Genomic DNA, 15,871 nt, shown 5'->3' with positions numbered 1-15,871 from the left:
TCATCCGCTGACGATTGCTGGGCCGCGTCATGTCAGACGACGACAATTCTCCGATCTCGGCACGCGAGGCGAGGCGGCTGTTCGCCGGCCTCAAAACTGCGCCGGCGCTGGTGCTCGCGGTCTCGGGCGGGCCCGACTCGGTCGCGCTGATGTGGCTCGCGGCCCGCTGGCGGCGCAGTCTTGCGCGCGGCCCGCAACTCACCGTCGTCACCGTCGATCACGGCCTGCGCCCGGAAGCGGCCCGCGAGGCGCGCGAGGTCAGGCGTCTCGCCGCCGACCTGGGATTGCCGCACCGGACTTTGCGCTGGCGCGGTGCAAAGCCGAAGACGGGACTGCCTGCCGCGGCGCGCGAGGCCCGCTACCGTCTGCTCGCACAGGCCGCACGCGCCGTCGGCGCAAGTCATGTGCTGACCGCCCACACCCGCGACGATCAGGCCGAGACCCTGTTGATGCGAATGCTCCGCGGCAGCGGACTTGCCGGGCTCTCGGCGATGGCTGGCGTCAGCGAGCGCGATGGCATCGTGCTGGCGCGTCCGCTGCTCGACGTCCCGAAGGCGCAGCTGATCGCGACCTTGAAGCGGGCGAAAGTCGGCTTTGCCGATGACCCCTCCAACCGCGACACCGCCTTCACCCGGCCGCGGCTGCGCGCGCTGCTGCCACAGCTCGCGGCCGAGGGCGGCGATGCCCGCACGCTGGTGCGGCTCGCGTCAAGGCTGGCGCGCGCCAATGCGGCGGTCGAGGTGCTCGCCGACGGCGCCGAGCGCTTCCTCCGCTTGCGGGATCGCGACGTTGCGCCGCAGGCGGGTGTTCGGAGCTTCGAGGCCTTGGCATTTGCCGCCCTTCCGGACGAGGTCCGGCTGCGGCTTCTGCTGCGGGCCATCGACGCGCTCGGGCACGAGGGGCCGGCGGAACTCGGCAAGGTCGAAAGCCTGCTGGCCGTGCTCGATCGGGCCATCGCCGCAGCTCCCCGTGCCGCCGCAAATGGCCGGCCGGTTCTGAAGCAAACGCTCGCGGGAGCCTTGATCAGCCTCGCCGGCGGGCGTATCCGCATCGCGCCGGCGCCGCCGCGGCGGCGCAAGGGCGCCTGATAGTGTGTATGAAGGCTGCATGAGGTCGGGATCATGACACCGGCCGGTTCGGCTCTGCGCCCTCAGGCGACCTTAACCAGGCGGGAAAAACCCCGGCTCGGGCGCCATTATTTCAGCCGGAATCGCACTAAGATGGGATAAATAGTCCCATCTCGTTCCCTTGGCAGCGACCGGGGCGGCACCTAAATTGTATGCGTCTAACCGAGAGGATTCCTTGGGATTTCCTCGCATTGACCAAAGTAACTGCCCAAGGATCACGGCCGCGATCCGCGCGACCACGAAGGAAGATCGATGAACGCCAATCTGCGCAATTTCGCCCTCTGGGTCATCATTGTCTTGCTGCTGTTGGCGTTGTTTACGCTCTTCCAGAATCCGGGTCAGCGCGCTTCCTCGCAGGACATCGCCTTCTCCCAGCTGCTGAGCGAGGTTGACCGCGGCAATGTGCGCGACGTCGTGATCCAGGGTCCCGACATCCACGGCACCTTCACCAACGGCTCCAGCTTCCAGACCTATGCGCCGAACGACCCGACGCTGGTGAAGCGCCTCTATGATAGCAAGGTGCAGATCACGGCGAAGCCGCCCGGCGACAACGTGCCGTGGTTCGTCTCGCTGCTGGTCTCCTGGCTGCCGTTCATCGCGCTGATCGGCGTCTGGATCTTCCTGTCGCGGCAGATGCAGGGCGGCGCCGGCAAGGCGATGGGTTTTGGCAAGTCGCGTGCGAAGATGCTGACCGAAGCGCATGGCCGCGTCACCTTCGAGGACGTCGCCGGCGTCGACGAGGCCAAGCAGGACCTCCAGGAGATCGTCGAGTTCCTGCGCGACCCCGGCAAATTCCAGCGCCTCGGCGGCCGTATCCCGCGCGGCGTGCTGCTGGTCGGCCCGCCCGGCACCGGCAAGACCCTGATCGCGCGTGCGGTCGCAGGTGAAGCCAACGTGCCGTTCTTCACCATTTCCGGTTCCGACTTCGTCGAGATGTTCGTCGGCGTCGGTGCTTCCCGCGTACGCGACATGTTCGAGCAGGCCAAGAAGAACGCGCCCTGCATCATCTTCATCGACGAAATCGACGCCGTCGGTCGTCACCGTGGCGCCGGTCTCGGCGGCGGCAATGACGAGCGCGAGCAGACGCTGAACCAGTTGCTGGTCGAGATGGACGGGTTCGAGGCCAACGAGGGCGTGATCCTCATTGCCGCGACCAACCGTCCCGACGTGCTCGATCCCGCGCTGCTGCGTCCCGGCCGCTTCGACCGCCAGGTCGTGGTGCCCAATCCTGACGTCGTCGGCCGCGAGCAGATCCTCAAGGTGCATGTTCGTAAAGTTCCGCTGGCGCCGGACATCAACCTCAAGACCATCGCGCGCGGCACCCCCGGCTTCTCCGGCGCCGACCTCATGAACCTCGTCAACGAAGCCGCCTTGACCGCCGCCCGCCGCAACAAGCGGATGGTGACGCAGGCCGAGTTCGAGGAGGCCAAGGACAAGGTGATGATGGGCGCTGAGCGCAAGTCGCTCGTCATGACCGAGGAAGAGAAGCTGCTCACGGCCTATCACGAGGGCGGCCACGCCATCGTCGGCCTCAACGTGCCTGCGACCGATCCGATCCACAAGGCGACCATCATCCCGCGTGGCCGTGCGCTCGGCATGGTCATGCAGCTGCCGGAGCGCGACAAGCTGTCGATGTCGCTGGAGCAGATGACCTCGCGCCTCGCCATCATGATGGGTGGCCGCGTCGCCGAAGAGCTGATCTTCGGCCGCGAGAAGGTGACCTCCGGTGCGGCCTCCGATATCGAGCAGGCGACGCGCCTTGCCCGCATGATGGTGACGCGCTGGGGCCTGTCGGAAGAGCTCGGCACCGTCTCCTACGGCGAAAACCAGGACGAGGTGTTCCTCGGCATGTCGGTGTCGCGCACGCAGAACGCCTCCGAGGCGACGGTCCAGAAGATCGATTCCGAGATCAAGCGCCTGGTCGAGGAAGGCTACAAGGAAGCAACCCGCATCCTCACCGAGAAGCGCGCCGACCTCGAGACACTTGCCAAGGGCCTGCTCGAGTTCGAGACGCTGACCGGCGATGAAATCGTCGACCTGCTCAAGGGCAAGAAGCCGAACCGCGAATCCGTGCTCGAGCCGACCACGCCGCGCGCCTCCGCGGTGCCTCCGGCCGGCAAGCCGCGCCCGCGCCCCGATCCGGATCCCGGCTTGGAGCCGCAGCCGCAGGCGTAAGCTGCGAACGACAGATCAACTCGAAAAACGCGGCGGCAACGCCGCGTTTTTTGTTAGTCGAGCGCGCGTTCGCGAGCGGACATTCTTGCCCGTCATTGCGAGTTGGGGCGGGCATAGAGGACGCGTCCGGGCTCAAACGCGGCGCGCGCTCCGCCTGAGCGTCATCGCCACGCCGGAAATCGCGAGCAGCCCGCCGACGATCAATTTTGGCGTCATGCGCTCGCCAAGGATCAACACGCTCGACATCAAGGCGAACACCGGAAGCAGCAGGCCGAAGGGGGCGACGCGACCCATGGAGCAACGTCCGATCAGCCAGAACCAAAGGCCGAACCCGACGATTCCTCCGATGAAGATCGTGTAGGCGAGGGCCAGCCAACCACGTCCATCCGCCGTGGCGAGGCTCGCCATTTGTCCATATTCGAGCAGCAGCGACATCAACATCACTTGCGGCACGGTGAACAGCGATGACCATCCCATCAGCATCAGGGGATCAAAAGGGCCGTAGCGTTTCGTCAGGACGTTAGACACGGCGAATGCGAAGGCTGCCCCGACCACGAGCAGCAGAGAAAGCCAATTGGTGGACAGGCCGGGCTCCGCCGCCAGCACGACCACGCCGACGAAGGCCAGCAGAACTCCGGCGGAGGTGGTGAGAGACGGCCGCTCGCTGAGCAGCGGCCACGCCAACAGCACCGTGAAAGGCGTGGCGAGCTGATAGGCAACGGCCGACATACTTCCCGAGCCGAGCCCAAGGCCGACATAGAAGAGGCCGAAGTTCAAAGCGCCAAGGAAAATCGAAATGCCCGCGATAGGACGGAGCTGCTCGCGCGTGGGTTTTTTGACGAACGGAACGAGCACCAGCGTGATCGCCAGAAAGCGCAGCGCGAGGAAGAAGAGCGGCGGAAACTCCGCGACGCCGACCTTGATCGCCACGAACTGATAGCCCCAGAGCAGGGGGACCGCTACCGCGCAGACGATCTGGATGGCAGACATGGCGTGCTTTCTTTCAAGACCGATTGGTCCAAATATAGGCGCATCAATTGCGGTGCGTGCCTGAAGGGTCGTCTATCTGATGAAACGATCGAGAAGAGCGTCAGCGATGGCTTGCGACGTGGTCCGTGCCGGCGCGGTCTTACCAACGACGCGCAGCCCCTCGACGAAACAGACGAGAATCTTGGCGGCACTCGAGGGATCGACATCTTCCGCCAGCTGGCCTGCTGTCTTTGCGCGGGATAGTGCGCTCGTCACCCTGGCCTCCATCGCCCTAAAGAAGCCCGCGACGCGGCGGTTTACTTCGGAATCCTGCCCGGCTAACTCCATGGCCGTGGCCACCAGCAGGCACCCGCGCCGGCCATTGGCACCGCTGGTGCGCTCGACGTAGCCGGCCAGAAGGGTTCGCAGGCCGTCGATCGGCCCCTTGCGAGGGCTGAGCTCGACATCCATCCGTGCCACGGCATCGGCAATGTAGCGATCGAGCGCGCGAAGGAACAGCGAGTGCTTGTCGCCAAACGCGGCGTAAAGGCTACCACGCGACAATTTCGTGGCACGAAGCAGGTCCGGCAGCGCGGTGGCGTGATAGCCGCGCGACCAGAACGCGTTCATCGCGCGTTCGACGACGGCGTCCACGTCGAAGCTTCGCGGGCGGCCGCGAGGCAATTGCGTTAGGGGCTGGCGGCTCATGGGTGATATATAGACCGATCAGTCCTCAAATTACAAGTGGCGGCTGGCAGGCTCCAGCTCAGGAATCCGAGGCGTCGCCTCGCCTTTTGGGAACACGGCCGGACAACTTACGTTGGAGATCATAGCTTATCGCGGGATAATCGGAGTGCGTCCCGACATGGCGACCTTTTTGGGCGTTGAGGCCTGCGACTTGGCCGCCGCGCTTCCGGCTGCCGACGTGATCTTGTTTGGCGCTTCAGATGCCACGCCTCATCTTGCAGGTCAGACGAGCCATGCCGCTAAGGCGCCGGATGTCATTCGTCGTGCCCTGCGCCACTATGAGAGCGATCTCACGCGTTGGGATTTTGATCAAGACGCCGAGTTGCTCGAATCAGCAAGCATGAAGGTCCTCGACGGTGGGAACCTGCTGACGGACCCAACAACACCCGAGAGCAATCGAGACGCGATCAGAGCAGCCACACAAGCAATACTTTCCGTCGGAGCTGTCCCGATCCTGCTGGGCGGTGATGATTCGGTTCCGATACCCTTCTTCGAGGCATTCCATAAGGCCAAAGACCTGACGATTCTGCAAATTGACGCCCATCTCGATTGGCGCGATCAGCGAGACGGATCAGGCTATACGTTCTCCAGCACAATGCGGCGAGCCAGCGAATTATCTTGGGTGAAGCGCATCGTCCAAGTCGGTTTGAGGGGCATTGGCGGCTCTGGTCGCGCTGAATTTGACGATGCGAAGGCATGGGGCGCGAAGATTTTCACTGCCAGAGAGCTCCGACGTCACGGAATCGCTAGCGTTCTCGAAGAAATAGAAGACGACGCTAAGTGCCTCATCACCATCGATTGTGACGGTCTTGATCCGTCAGTCGTCCCGGCTGTGCTCATCCCTCAGCCGGGCGGTCTGCACTATTTCGACGTTATTGAACTGCTGCAAGGTATTGCGTCAAAGTCTACAATCGTCGGATTAGACCTGGTCGAGTTCGTTCCGCATCGCGATTTGCAAAATATTGGAGCAACTACTGTCGCGCGAATTCTTTGCAATGCGATAGGTTGCATGCGGAAACGGGCGGTGTAGCTGCTAGCCAGCCACCTGCGCCGGACGCCATCGGCTTACGTCTTCACTTCGTCAGCACCGCCGCCGAACCTTCGGCATTCTCCCGCACATGGATCACCGCGATATCATCGGTGTAGATCCGCTTCCAGCCCTTGAGCTGGTCGAGAATCTGCGGGCCCGGCGCATCGGCGACCAATAGCGTTGCGTCGATCTTGTGCTCGTCGAGCAGACGCGGCAGCAGCTCCGGCTTCTTGCCCTCCGTCGCCTTGAAGAAGTCCATGACGAATTTCTCGCCATAGAGCTCGGCGCGGCCGTCGACGAAGACGGGGATGTCGCGCGAGATCAGATAGCCGCCGAACTGATAGGCGTTGAAGATGCGCTGCACCTTGCGCTGTTCGAGCAGGTCGACCGCTGCAACCGGCGTCTGCGTCATCGTGAAGCTGAAGCGGTGATGCCCCATGTAGATCGAGGTTGAGCTCCAGCTTGCGGCCACGATCATCAGCGCGCCTGTTACGGTGATGTAGCGGGCCGGCCAGCGGTCGCCATCAGTGGCGTCGATCTGCGGGCGCGAAAACATCTCGCCGAGCGGCTTTGCCAGCACCAGCGGCACCAGAAAGGCAAAGGCATCGATGCTGCGGACATGGGTCAGCGCGCTCCAGGTCAGGAACAGGATCAAGAAGATCCTTGGCGCCGAGAGCACGAGGCCGCGATAGTAACCGAGCGCGATCAGGCCGAGCAGCGCGCCTTCGAACGAGGTGAACGTGGCGAAATTCGCCGGCATCCATTCGAAGATCAGTGACAGCAGTTCGCCGAGGCTGAGGATGTTGGTAGCACCCATCAAGGTCTGCCAGCCGTAAGGCGTGCAGCAGCTCGCGATCAGGGCGCCGATGCCGAACAGCACCCAGCGCAGGAACAGTTGGAGTCGTCGTCCCTTCTCGGCATGCTCGACCGCCTCGAGTGAGATCGGGCCGATCAGCGCCAGGCCCAGCACGAAGCCGCCGTGCAAATTCGCCCAGAGCGCCATCAGCGGCAACCAGGCCCAGGACGGCGCGCTTCTGCGGTCGGCAGCGGCCATCAAGAGGCCGACCCACGCCACCATGACGGGCAACGCCAGGACGTGCGGACGCGCCAGCACGTGATGCAGCGACAACAGCAGCGCCAGCATCGCGAACAGCACCGCGCGCGGTGCCTCGATCCGGGCGTCGAGCAGATAGACGAAGATCGCGGCCGAGAGCGCGACCCCGACCGCGGTGAGGATCACGGGCCCGGCCCAGCCCCACTGCGCATAGGAGAACGCGAACATCACCTGCGACAGCCACGACGTCGAAATCCAGGGCGCGCCCGTCCGCGTGAAGGAATAGAAGTCGGTGGTGGGCATGGCGCCGTGATCGAGGATCCATTGCCCGATCTTGATCTGCCAGAACGAGTCGGAGTCCTGAAGCAGCGTGTCGCCGACGAAGAGGAAGAAGAGATAGGCGCCGGCACCGACGCAGAGCGGCGTCAGGACTCGTGCGCGGCCCTGCACCGCGATGCCGTTGGCAAAGGAAAGGGACATGCCGCCTCGTCGTCCTGTTGTTTCTTGTCGGTCCGAGCATGATCCGCAAAAGTGTGTAGCAGTTTTCCGGGAAGATCATGCTCGAACAATAACTTGAAGCGCGCTGAACGATTCATCTCGTCGCGCTTCAGTCCGAGCGGGCGGCATTGGACCACGGCGGTGATAACTTCGGGTAAACCGGCGCCGGTCAGTCTCATCTCCCGACGATTTAACCGATTGTTTTCAATTTCGGTTTACCATCGGCCAATACACGCAAACCGCTCCGTGTTTGCGCAGTCGAATTAACTGCGGCGAAATTCTTTGCCCCTAAGTTGGGTTTCATGGTCGGGCGGCGCTGGGAAGCCGAAAAGACCAGATCAGTTATAGCCCGTATACTCTTTGGAGCAGTCTATGAAGAACCTCGTTTCGCGTTTCGTGAAGGACGAATCCGGCGCCACCGCCATCGAATACGGCCTAATCGCCGCCGGCATCGCGCTCGCGATCATCACCGTCGTCACCAACCTCGGCAGCACGCTGAACGGCAAGTTCGGCTCGATCTCGACCAGCCTGAAGTAAGTAAGACTGGACGACTTAAGAATTTCGAGAGCCCCGTCCCCGATGGGGCTCTTTTCTTTTGGGCGATGCAGCTGCAGTCGGACGACGCCTAAGGTGTATGGTTCAAGTCGCCCGCCTGGCAGGCGCCTCACCATGCGGCTCAATATCCCGCCGCAAACCACCTGAGAGTCCGCCGCAGACGCACGCCTCGAAGGAGAGCTGAAGGCAAGCTTTCCGCCATGGTTTTCTTCTTACGCGCAAGGTCGCGAGAGCCAGCGGCCTTGTTTGGCTCACCGTGATGCGGAAGGTAGCTGCGCCGGTGCGTCATCGCGGACGTGAACCACGACGATGTCATCCGCATAGAGCCGCTTCCACCCCGGCAAATGGTCCATAATTCTCGCGGCGGGAATGCTGGTGTTCAGCAACGTCGCGTCGATCCGGTAGGTCTCGAGCAGACGCAGCAGAGTCTCGACGTTCTTGCCCTCAACGGCATCGAAGTAGTCGAGCACAAACTGCTCTCCATACAGCTCGGCACGGCCATCGATGAAGCTCTTGATGTTGCGGGTGATCAGATAGCCTCCGATCGGAGCGGTGCTAAAGATCCGCTGCGCGTGCCGCCGTTCGAGCAGGTCGACCGCAGCCGCGGGACTCTGATTGGCAATAAAAGCATACCGGTGCGGCGTCGCATAGGACCGGGTGATGCTCCAGCCGGCGACGACGATCACGAGCGCCGCAATTGCGGTGATTGTAAAGGACAACCGCGGTTCTTGCGCCACAGCTCTCGTCAGTCCCAATTGTTCGGCGAACGGCTTTGCGACCACGAGCGGGGTCAACAGGGCAAAGACCTCGATGTTTCTGACGTGGGTGAGTGCCGCCCAGGTCAGGCCTAGCAGCAGAAGGATGCGGGTCCACCGCAGCGTCAGTCCGCTGCAATAGCCGATAGCGATCAAACCGAGCAGGGCGGCTTCAAACGGGCTGAACGAGCTGAAGTCGGCCGGCATCCACTCCCAGATCAACGAGAGCAGCTTACCGAGGCTGAGGATTTTCGTGGCGCCGAGAAGCGTGTCCCAGCCGTAGGGCGTGCAACAGCTCGCGGCAAGCGCAGCAAGCCCGAACAAGGCCCAGCGCGCCGCCACTGCAAACCGGTCGTTGCGATCGGCGGCTACGATTGCATCGAGGCCAATGGGTCCAATCAGGACCAGCCCCATGACGAAACCGCCGTGAAGATTGGCCCACAACGCCATCAAGGGCAGCAACAGCCAGGAGGGCGCAGTGCGCCGATCGGCGGCCGCCAGCAACCCGCCGACAAAGGCAAGCATGACAGGCAAGGCCAGCATGTGCGGGCGGGCGAGAAAGTGGCCGACCGACATCGCGAGCAGCGGAGTGAGGAGCAGAAAGGCGCGCGCAGGTTCCAGATAGGGCTCGAGCAGGTAGACGAAAATCGCCGCAGTCACACCGATCGCGAGCGATGTCAGGATCACTGCGCCCGACCAGTTCGATGGTTCGTAAACAAGCGCGAACAGCACTTGTGACAGCCAGGAACTCGAGATCCAGGCCTCGCCGGCCCGGGTAAACGAATAAATATCGTTGTAGGGCAGCGCGCGGTGTTCGAGGATCCACTGCCCGATCTTGATCTGCCACAGCGTATCGGAGTCGCGCAGCATGACGTCGCCGATGCCTAGAAAGAACACGTAGACAATGGCGCCAATGCAGAACGGCATGAGCCAGCGCGCAACGCCGCGGAGGGGAACGCTGCTCGTGATGGAGATCGACATTGCACTCTCGGAGTTGAATGACCACGCACAACAGCGCGTCAGCACCTGAACATGATCGCTTTTAAGTTGAGGTAAACTGGACCGGCTTGCCGCGGCCCAGCGGTGCAAGGATGCCTTTACTACTTGCTTGCAGCTCAGAGCTGCGTGGCGTTCGTATGCCCATTTGTACCTTGTCATCCACCCTGAATAGTTGTTCAGTCCTTGCGGGGCGATTTGCATCTTTCGACGTGACGAAGCGTTCGGCCGCGGGGCGTGGCTGGCGCGTGGGGACAGGAAGCGCGCCATGGTTTATCGGCGGACGCATCAAGTGGTGAAGCGCCTTGCGGCCCGGCGCAGTGCGATATTGGCGGCGGCGCGGGAGGCTGCGGCCGAAGGCGGGATGGCGGCTGTGCAGATCGCGCCAGTCGCGCTCCGCGCCAATGTTGCGGCGGGGACGGTCTACCGCTACTTCCCGTCCAAGGCCGAGCTGATTTCCGAATTGATTGCCGAGGTTTCGCGCGACGAACTGGCGGCCATCCGGCGGGCGGCCGACGGCGCGCCGGGGCCGTCCTCGGCGCTGGCGGCCGCGGTCACTACCGTGGCGGTCCATACGCTGTCGCAGCGCAGGCTGGCCTGGGGCATCTTGGCCGAGCCCGTTGACGTCGATGTCAGTGCCTCGCGCCTCGCCAGCCGCCGCGAGATCGCCGGCGAGATCGCGTCCCGGATCGACGCCGCCGTGCGCGCCGGCCATCTGCCGGCGCAGGATACCGCGCTCGCTGCCACCGCGCTGCTCGGCGCGCTGCATGAATCCCTGGTCGGGCCGCTCGCGCCCGACAATCTCGAGGATCCCGTCAAGATGCGCGACGCGGTGCAGACGGTGACGCTGCTTGCGCTGCGTGCGGTAGGCGTCATGGACGCCCGGGCCAGGGGGCTGGTGGTGCAGCAGACGCTGCTGCCGACCACGAAGGCGCTGGTTGGGGCGTAAAATCCGCCGCGCCATCCGGGCGGAGGCCTGATTGCGCTCAGGCCGTTGCTCGCACAGGGCTTTTCGAAAAACCGCAGCACGGGCGCCGGACCGGCCTTCTACTGTGCATGGGGTTGTTTTCGTAGTTTTTGTTTGAGCAGCCGGATATCAGATATGGGCGTCGTCCTCGGGGCCGACCGAGGCGATGCGCACCATGTTGGTGGTGCCGGGGATGCCGAGCGGCACGCCGGCGACAATGATGACGCGCTGGCCGGCCCGGACGAAGCCGTCCCGGAACGCGATCTGGCCGGCGCGGCCGACCATGTCGTCCTGGTCGCGGGCATCCTCGGCCACGACGCAGTGCACGCCCCAGACGACGGCGAGGCGGCGGCCGGCCGTGATGTTCGGTGTAATCGCCACGATCGGCGGCTTCGGCCGCTCACGTGCGACGCGCACGGCGGTTGAGCCCGAGCTGGTCCAGCAGATCAAGGCGGGCAGGTCGAGCGTCTCGGCGATCTGGCGCGCGGCGTCGGCGATGGCATCACCGGCGGTAGATTCCGGCGCGGGGCGCTGCGCCATGATCACCGACCGATAGGTCGGGTCGCGCTCGACCTCCTCGCCGATGCGGTTCATGGTCGAGACCGCCTCGACCGGGAACTTGCCGGCCGCCGATTCCGCCGACAGCATGATGGCGTCGGCACCCTCGTAGACGGCGGTAGCGACGTCGGAGACTTCGGCCCGGGTCGGCACCGGCGACAGGATCATCGATTCCAACATCTGGGTCGCGATCACCACCGGCTTGCCGGCGCGGCGCGCCATCCGCGTCATCTGCTTCTGCAGGCTCGGCACCCGCTCCAGCGGCAGCTCGACGCCGAGATCGCCGCGCGCCACCATCAGCGCATCGGAGGCCTCGATGATGTCGGCGAGGCGGTCGATCGCCTGTGGCTTCTCGATCTTGGCCATCACGGCGGCGCGGCCACGGATCATCTTCTTGGCTTCGAGCACGTCGTCGGCCCGCTGCACGAAGGAGAGTGCGATCCAGTCGACGCCGGTGACGAGCGCCGCCTCGAGGTCGGCGCGGTCCTTCGGGGTCATCGCCGAGACCGGCAGGTCGGTGTCGGGCAGGCTGACGCCCTTGCGGTCGCTCATCTTGCCGCCGACCACGACACGCGTCACCGCGTGCTGCTTCGTGGTCTCCTCCGCGATCAGCCGCACCTTGCCGTCGTCGAGCAGCAGCGCATGGCCGGGCCGCAGCGCGGCCAGGATCTCCGGATGCGGCAGGTGGACGCGCGTGGTATCGCCTGGCGCCTTGTCGGAATCGAGGGTGAAGGTCTGGCCGTTCTGGAGCTGGACCGCGCCGTCAGTGAAGGCGCCGAGCCTGAGCTTCGGGCCCTGGAGGTCGACCAGAATGCCGATCGGCCGGCCGTAGCTCGATTCGACGTTGCGGATCGTTGCCACCAGCTCCCGCATCTTGTCATGCGGGGTGTGGCTCATGTTGATGCGAAACAGGTCGGCGCCGGCCTCGAACAGGCGGCGGATCATCGCGAGGTCCGACGAGGCAGGTCCCAGGGTCGCGAGAATCTTGATACGGCGAAGGCGCCTCATTGCTTACTTCCAGACGGGGGCGAGGGCGCTGGCGGGAGGCCAGTCGGGGGCGGCGTACCACCGGGCGGGCTGTTGGGCAAACCGGGAACCCCGCCCGGGCCAACCGTGCCGGGCAGGCCAGGTACGCGCTGCTGCGCCGGTTGTTCGTTGGCGTCGGTGAGCTGGACCGTCCAAGCCCGCTGCTCGCCGGTATCGACCTCGAAATAGCCGGTGCGATCGTAGCCGCGCGCTAGGCAATCCTCGGTGCCGCGGATGGTGAACTCCTTGTCGCGCGAGCACATGAAGGCTTGGCCCGACCATTCACCGCCACGGTCGTAGTCGATGGCGTAGATGTAATAATAGCGGGCGACCAGCGTTCCCCGCAGCAGCGTCTCGCAGGAGCGGGACGAGATGTTCCACCAGCCCTCGGTGGTCCAGCCTTCGGCGTCCTTGTAGCCGAGCGCGATTCCCACCCGGCTCGACGTGTTATTGCAGAGGCGGAAATCGGCGGACGCCGGGCTGGTCCAGAGGCATAGCAGCGCGACCGCCAGCACCGGGACCAACCGGGCGAGCACGCAAAGGGGGGAGCGGGGAGATTCGGCGATCATTGTCGCGGAAGCTATATCAGATCATTGACGATTTGGCGTGGCGCCGCAGAACCGCCCCAAGGAGCGGTAAGGCCGGCTGCCGGCTCGTTTGCGCCGTGATATAGCAAAATCTGTGACAGGACCCACCTGATCCCGTAAGGGTGACCGCCATCGGGCGGCAGGGCACAATTCAGGGCCAAGGAATCCAGCTATGGCAATCGACGACAAAACCAGAACGGAGCTCGAGGCGGCCGCTTTCCGCCGTCTGGTCGATCATTTGAGGACGCGCACGGACGTCCAGAACATCGACCTGATGAACCTCGCCGGCTTCTGCCGCAACTGCCTGTCCAACTGGCTCAAGGACGCCGCCGACGCTCAAGGCGTCGCCTTGAGCAAGGAGGAGAGCCGGGAGGCCGTCTACGGCATGCCCTACGAGACCTGGAAGTCGAAATACCAGGGCACGGCCACGCCGGAGCAGATCGAGGCGATGAAGAAAGTCCATCCCCGCGGGCACTGAACGACGGCCTGCTGAGTCGGGTCACACAACAGCTTTCTTCAAGCAGCCGCAGGAAGGTGTGGGCGCACTGTGGACGAGCGCGATGCTGCCTTGAACGCCGGGAGCACCAACCCTAAGGGTCTACCCAGCACGCGCGGTGAGGATGCCGGCGTCACCTCGTTTTGCCAGTTCCATTGGGAGTACCAAGATGGCCATCTCCGCCGCCGTCCGCGACGACGAGCCCGCGACGAAATTTGCCAAGGACCAGCTCAAATCCATCATCGAGCGCATCGAGCGGCTGGAGGAAGAGAAAAAGGCGATCTCGGACGACATCCGCGACGTCTATGCCGAGAGCAAGGGCAACGGCTACGACGTCAAGGCGCTGCGCACCATCGTGCGCCTGCGCAAGCAGGACCCTAACGAGCGCGCCGAGGCCGAGACCATTCTCGAGACCTACATGCAGGCGCTGGGGATGATCTGAGGCGCCCGGGGGGCGTTGCAGCGCACGAAGCTTGGGCGAAATCCCTTCATCTGCTAGAGTGCCCGGTGAAGGGACCGAGCGATGGATGTGCCGGGACCAGAGCGCAGGCTTGCCGCGGTCCTCGCCGCCGACATGGTCGGCTTTAGCCGGCTGATGGAAGTCGACGAGGCGGGTACCCTTGCGCGCCTGAAGACCCATCGGGTCGAGCTCATCGATCCGGCCATTGCCAAGAATCGCGGCACCATCATCAAGACGACGGGTGACGGCATGCTCGCCGAATTCCACAGCGTCGTCGATGCCGTGCTTTGTGCCGCCGAGGTTCAGCGCCGCATGGCGCGACGCAATGCCGATGTCCCGCCGCCGCGATGGATACAATTCCGCATCGGCATCAATCTTGGCGATGTCATCGTCGATCAGAACGACATTTTCGGTGACGGCGTCAACGTCGCAGCACGACTGGAGGCGCTGGCCGAACCTGGAGGGATCTGCGTTTCAGGCGCGGTGCGCGATCAGGTGGGCGACCGGCTCGACGGAGTTCAATTCGACGATCTCGGCGAGCAGAACGTCAAGAACATCGCTCGCCCGATCCGCATCTTCCGCATTCGGCTGGCGGAAGGGCCTGCAAGCCTGCCAGAGGCGACGAAGGCTGTTACGTCACCAATTGTCTCAAAGAAGCCGTCCATCGCCGTGCTGCCGTTCGCCAACATGAGCGGCGATCCGGAACAGGAATTCTTCGCCGACGGTCTCACGGAAGATATCATCACCGAGCTCTCGCGCTTCCACGACCTGCTCGTCATCTCGCGAAACTCGACCTTCGTCTACAAGGGCAAGGCCGTAAAGGTCCAGGACATCGGCCGCGAGTTCGGGGTCGACTATGTCATCGAGGGCAGCGTGCGAAAAGCCGGCGGGCGTGTCCGCGTCACCGTGCAGCTGATCGACGCGGAAACCGATCGCCACATCTGGGCTGAACGTTACGATCGCGAGCTCGAGGATATTTTCGCCATCCAGGACGAGATGACCCGCGCGATCGTCGCGACGTTGCCTGGTCGCGTCGAAGCGGCAGCGCATGACCGCACCAAGCGCAAGCCGACCGAGAACATGCGCGCCTACGAATGCGTGCTGGCTGCAAAGCTCCTGCATCACCGTTCAACACGCGAGGACAACGCGCAGGCGCAGATACTGCTCAACCGGGCGCTGGCGATGGATCCGAATTACGCCCACGCCCACGCCTGGAAGGCGTGTGTGCTCGGCCAGTGCTGGATCTATGGCTGGTGCGCTGACCGCGACGCGACTTTCGAGCAGGTGGCTGCAGAACTCGAAATCGCGTTGGCACTCGACGAAAACGATGCAGACGTGCACCGCATCCTCGCCGCGCTCAACCTGACGCGCCACGACTATGAAAAAGCCACTTATCATCAGGAGCGTGCGCTGGCCCTCAACCCGAACTACGATCTGGTTGTCGTGCAGCAGGGAGAGCTCCTGACCTGGCTGGGCTTGCCTGAGGAGGGAATCGACTGGATCAGGAAAGCGATGCGGCTCAACCCTCATCATCCCGAGCGATTCTGGAGCCATCTCGGTCGCGCGTATTATTGCGCGGAGAAATACGCCGAGGCTGCCGAGGCGTTTTCAAGGATCACGCGGCCCGACTATACCCATCACGCGTTCCTTGCAGCGATATTCGCGCAGATGAACAATGCCGTCGCGGCTGGCGCTCACGCCGCGGAGGTCCTGAAGCGCGAACCCGGGTTCTCGGTGGCAGCCTATCTTGCAACCCTGCACTACAAGCGCGAGATCGATCGCGAGCGTCACGAATCCGGGCTCCTCAGAGCTGGCCTGCCGGCATGATCGATACGCGCAGCAAGAACAGGGCAGGCGAGAGGTTGGCTGGG

Annotated in this window: 14 protein-coding genes; 8 read left to right on the top strand and 6 right to left on the bottom strand. The window is 63.9% G+C overall.

Annotation, left to right across the window (positions count from 1 at the left end):
- Positions 1–29: 29 nt before the first annotated feature.
- Positions 30–1,088: a tRNA lysidine(34) synthetase TilS gene (gene tilS / locus IVA98_RS28975; protein WP_247301544.1), complete on the top strand. Its 1,059-nt coding sequence runs from the start codon at positions 30–32 to the stop codon at positions 1,086–1,088.
- A gap of 291 nt (positions 1,089–1,379) precedes the next feature.
- Complete coding sequence (ftsH, locus tag IVA98_RS28970) at positions 1,380–3,302, top strand: ATP-dependent zinc metalloprotease FtsH (protein WP_035998585.1); 1,923 nt, start codon at positions 1,380–1,382, stop codon at positions 3,300–3,302.
- Positions 3,303–3,434: 132 nt separating this feature from the next.
- Here ftsH and IVA98_RS28965 read toward each other — a convergent pair whose 3' ends face one another.
- Together IVA98_RS28965 and IVA98_RS28960 are read right to left on the bottom strand one after the other, a co-directional pair.
- Positions 3,435–4,292, bottom strand: coding sequence for a DMT family transporter (locus IVA98_RS28965; RefSeq protein ID WP_247333755.1), 858 nt, complete (start codon positions 4,290–4,292; stop codon positions 3,435–3,437).
- 72 nt (positions 4,293–4,364) lie between these two features.
- The gene (locus tag IVA98_RS28960; RefSeq protein ID WP_524536428.1) at positions 4,365–4,925 is read right to left on the bottom strand and encodes a TetR/AcrR family transcriptional regulator; all 561 of its coding nucleotides are present in this window, start codon (positions 4,923–4,925) and stop codon (positions 4,365–4,367) included.
- A gap of 211 nt (positions 4,926–5,136) precedes the next feature.
- On the opposite strand from IVA98_RS28960, the gene IVA98_RS28955 reads away from it, so the two are divergent.
- Entirely contained in the window at positions 5,137–6,048 is a 912-nt protein-coding gene (locus tag IVA98_RS28955; protein ID WP_247301546.1) for an arginase family protein, read from the top strand.
- A gap of 43 nt (positions 6,049–6,091) precedes the next feature.
- Here IVA98_RS28955 and IVA98_RS28950 read toward each other — a convergent pair whose 3' ends face one another.
- Complete coding sequence (locus IVA98_RS28950) at positions 6,092–7,582, bottom strand: hypothetical protein (protein ID WP_247301547.1); 1,491 nt, start codon at positions 7,580–7,582, stop codon at positions 6,092–6,094.
- Between the two features lie 390 nt (positions 7,583–7,972).
- Here IVA98_RS28950 and IVA98_RS28945 point away from each other — a divergent pair, with 390 nt between their 5' ends.
- Positions 7,973–8,137, top strand: a complete 165-nt coding sequence (locus IVA98_RS28945; protein ID WP_247280192.1) for a Flp family type IVb pilin — start codon at positions 7,973–7,975, stop codon at positions 8,135–8,137.
- Between the two features lie 269 nt (positions 8,138–8,406).
- Here IVA98_RS28945 and IVA98_RS28940 read toward each other — a convergent pair whose 3' ends face one another.
- Positions 8,407–10,176: a hypothetical protein gene (locus IVA98_RS28940; RefSeq protein WP_346657747.1), complete on the bottom strand. Its 1,770-nt coding sequence runs from the start codon at positions 10,174–10,176 to the stop codon at positions 8,407–8,409.
- Here IVA98_RS28940 and IVA98_RS28935 point away from each other — a divergent pair.
- Positions 10,175–10,855, top strand: coding sequence for a helix-turn-helix domain-containing protein (locus IVA98_RS28935; protein WP_247301549.1), 681 nt, complete (start codon positions 10,175–10,177; stop codon positions 10,853–10,855). The genes IVA98_RS28940 and IVA98_RS28935 overlap by 2 nt on opposite strands.
- Positions 10,856–11,002: 147 nt before the next feature.
- Here the strand turns inward: IVA98_RS28935 and pyk are convergent, their stop codons facing one another.
- The gene (pyk, locus tag IVA98_RS28930) at positions 11,003–12,439 is read right to left on the bottom strand and encodes a pyruvate kinase (RefSeq protein ID WP_247355996.1); all 1,437 of its coding nucleotides are present in this window, start codon (positions 12,437–12,439) and stop codon (positions 11,003–11,005) included.
- Complete coding sequence (locus tag IVA98_RS28925) at positions 12,436–13,026, bottom strand: DUF1036 domain-containing protein (protein WP_247301553.1); 591 nt, start codon at positions 13,024–13,026, stop codon at positions 12,436–12,438. The genes pyk and IVA98_RS28925 overlap by 4 nt, the downstream gene beginning before the upstream one ends.
- A 190-nt stretch (positions 13,027–13,216) precedes the next feature.
- On the opposite strand from IVA98_RS28925, the gene IVA98_RS28920 reads away from it, so the two are divergent.
- The 3 genes from IVA98_RS28920 to IVA98_RS28910 all read left to right on the top strand — a co-directional run bounded on the left by IVA98_RS28920 (position 13,217) and on the right by IVA98_RS28910 (position 15,827).
- On the top strand, positions 13,217–13,522 hold the full coding sequence (locus IVA98_RS28920; RefSeq protein WP_247301554.1) for a DUF1244 domain-containing protein: 306 nt from the start codon (positions 13,217–13,219) through the stop codon (positions 13,520–13,522).
- Between the two features lie 187 nt (positions 13,523–13,709).
- Positions 13,710–13,982: a DUF2312 domain-containing protein gene (locus IVA98_RS28915; RefSeq protein ID WP_247301556.1), complete on the top strand. Its 273-nt coding sequence runs from the start codon at positions 13,710–13,712 to the stop codon at positions 13,980–13,982.
- A gap of 81 nt (positions 13,983–14,063) precedes the next feature.
- On the top strand, positions 14,064–15,827 hold the full coding sequence (locus tag IVA98_RS28910; RefSeq protein WP_247301557.1) for an adenylate/guanylate cyclase domain-containing protein: 1,764 nt from the start codon (positions 14,064–14,066) through the stop codon (positions 15,825–15,827).
- Positions 15,828–15,871: the final 44 nt, after the last annotated feature.

The sequence above is a fragment of the Bradyrhizobium sp. 160 genome (assembly GCF_023073735.1).
Lineage (GTDB): Bacteria > Pseudomonadota > Alphaproteobacteria > Rhizobiales > Xanthobacteraceae > Bradyrhizobium.
Note: the sequence above shows the minus strand (reverse complement) of the source record. Positions and strands in the feature narration are given on the sequence as shown.

What these genes read in the sequence shown, in the direction of transcription:
- tilS (WP_247301544.1), top strand. Translation starts at nt 30, where the DNA reads ATGTCAGACGACGACAATTCTCCGATCTCGGCACGCGAGGCGAGGCGG.
- ftsH (WP_035998585.1), top strand. Translation starts at nt 1,380, where the DNA reads ATGAACGCCAATCTGCGCAATTTCGCCCTCTGGGTCATCATTGTCTTG.
- IVA98_RS28965 (WP_247333755.1), bottom strand. Translation starts at nt 4,292, where the DNA reads ATGTCTGCCATCCAGATCGTCTGCGCGGTAGCGGTCCCCCTGCTCTGG.
- IVA98_RS28955 (WP_247301546.1), top strand. Translation starts at nt 5,137, where the DNA reads ATGGCGACCTTTTTGGGCGTTGAGGCCTGCGACTTGGCCGCCGCGCTT.
- IVA98_RS28950 (WP_247301547.1), bottom strand. Translation starts at nt 7,582, where the DNA reads ATGTCCCTTTCCTTTGCCAACGGCATCGCGGTGCAGGGCCGCGCACGA.
- IVA98_RS28945 (WP_247280192.1), top strand. Translation starts at nt 7,973, where the DNA reads ATGAAGAACCTCGTTTCGCGTTTCGTGAAGGACGAATCCGGCGCCACC.
- IVA98_RS28935 (WP_247301549.1), top strand. Translation starts at nt 10,175, where the DNA reads ATGGTTTATCGGCGGACGCATCAAGTGGTGAAGCGCCTTGCGGCCCGG.
- IVA98_RS28940 (WP_346657747.1), bottom strand. Translation starts at nt 10,176, where the DNA reads ATGGCGCGCTTCCTGTCCCCACGCGCCAGCCACGCCCCGCGGCCGAAC.
- pyk (WP_247355996.1), bottom strand. Translation starts at nt 12,439, where the DNA reads ATGAGGCGCCTTCGCCGTATCAAGATTCTCGCGACCCTGGGACCTGCC.
- IVA98_RS28925 (WP_247301553.1), bottom strand. Translation starts at nt 13,026, where the DNA reads ATGATCGCCGAATCTCCCCGCTCCCCCCTTTGCGTGCTCGCCCGGTTG.
- IVA98_RS28920 (WP_247301554.1), top strand. Translation starts at nt 13,217, where the DNA reads ATGGCAATCGACGACAAAACCAGAACGGAGCTCGAGGCGGCCGCTTTC.
- IVA98_RS28915 (WP_247301556.1), top strand. Translation starts at nt 13,710, where the DNA reads ATGGCCATCTCCGCCGCCGTCCGCGACGACGAGCCCGCGACGAAATTT.
- IVA98_RS28910 (WP_247301557.1), top strand. Translation starts at nt 14,064, where the DNA reads ATGGATGTGCCGGGACCAGAGCGCAGGCTTGCCGCGGTCCTCGCCGCC.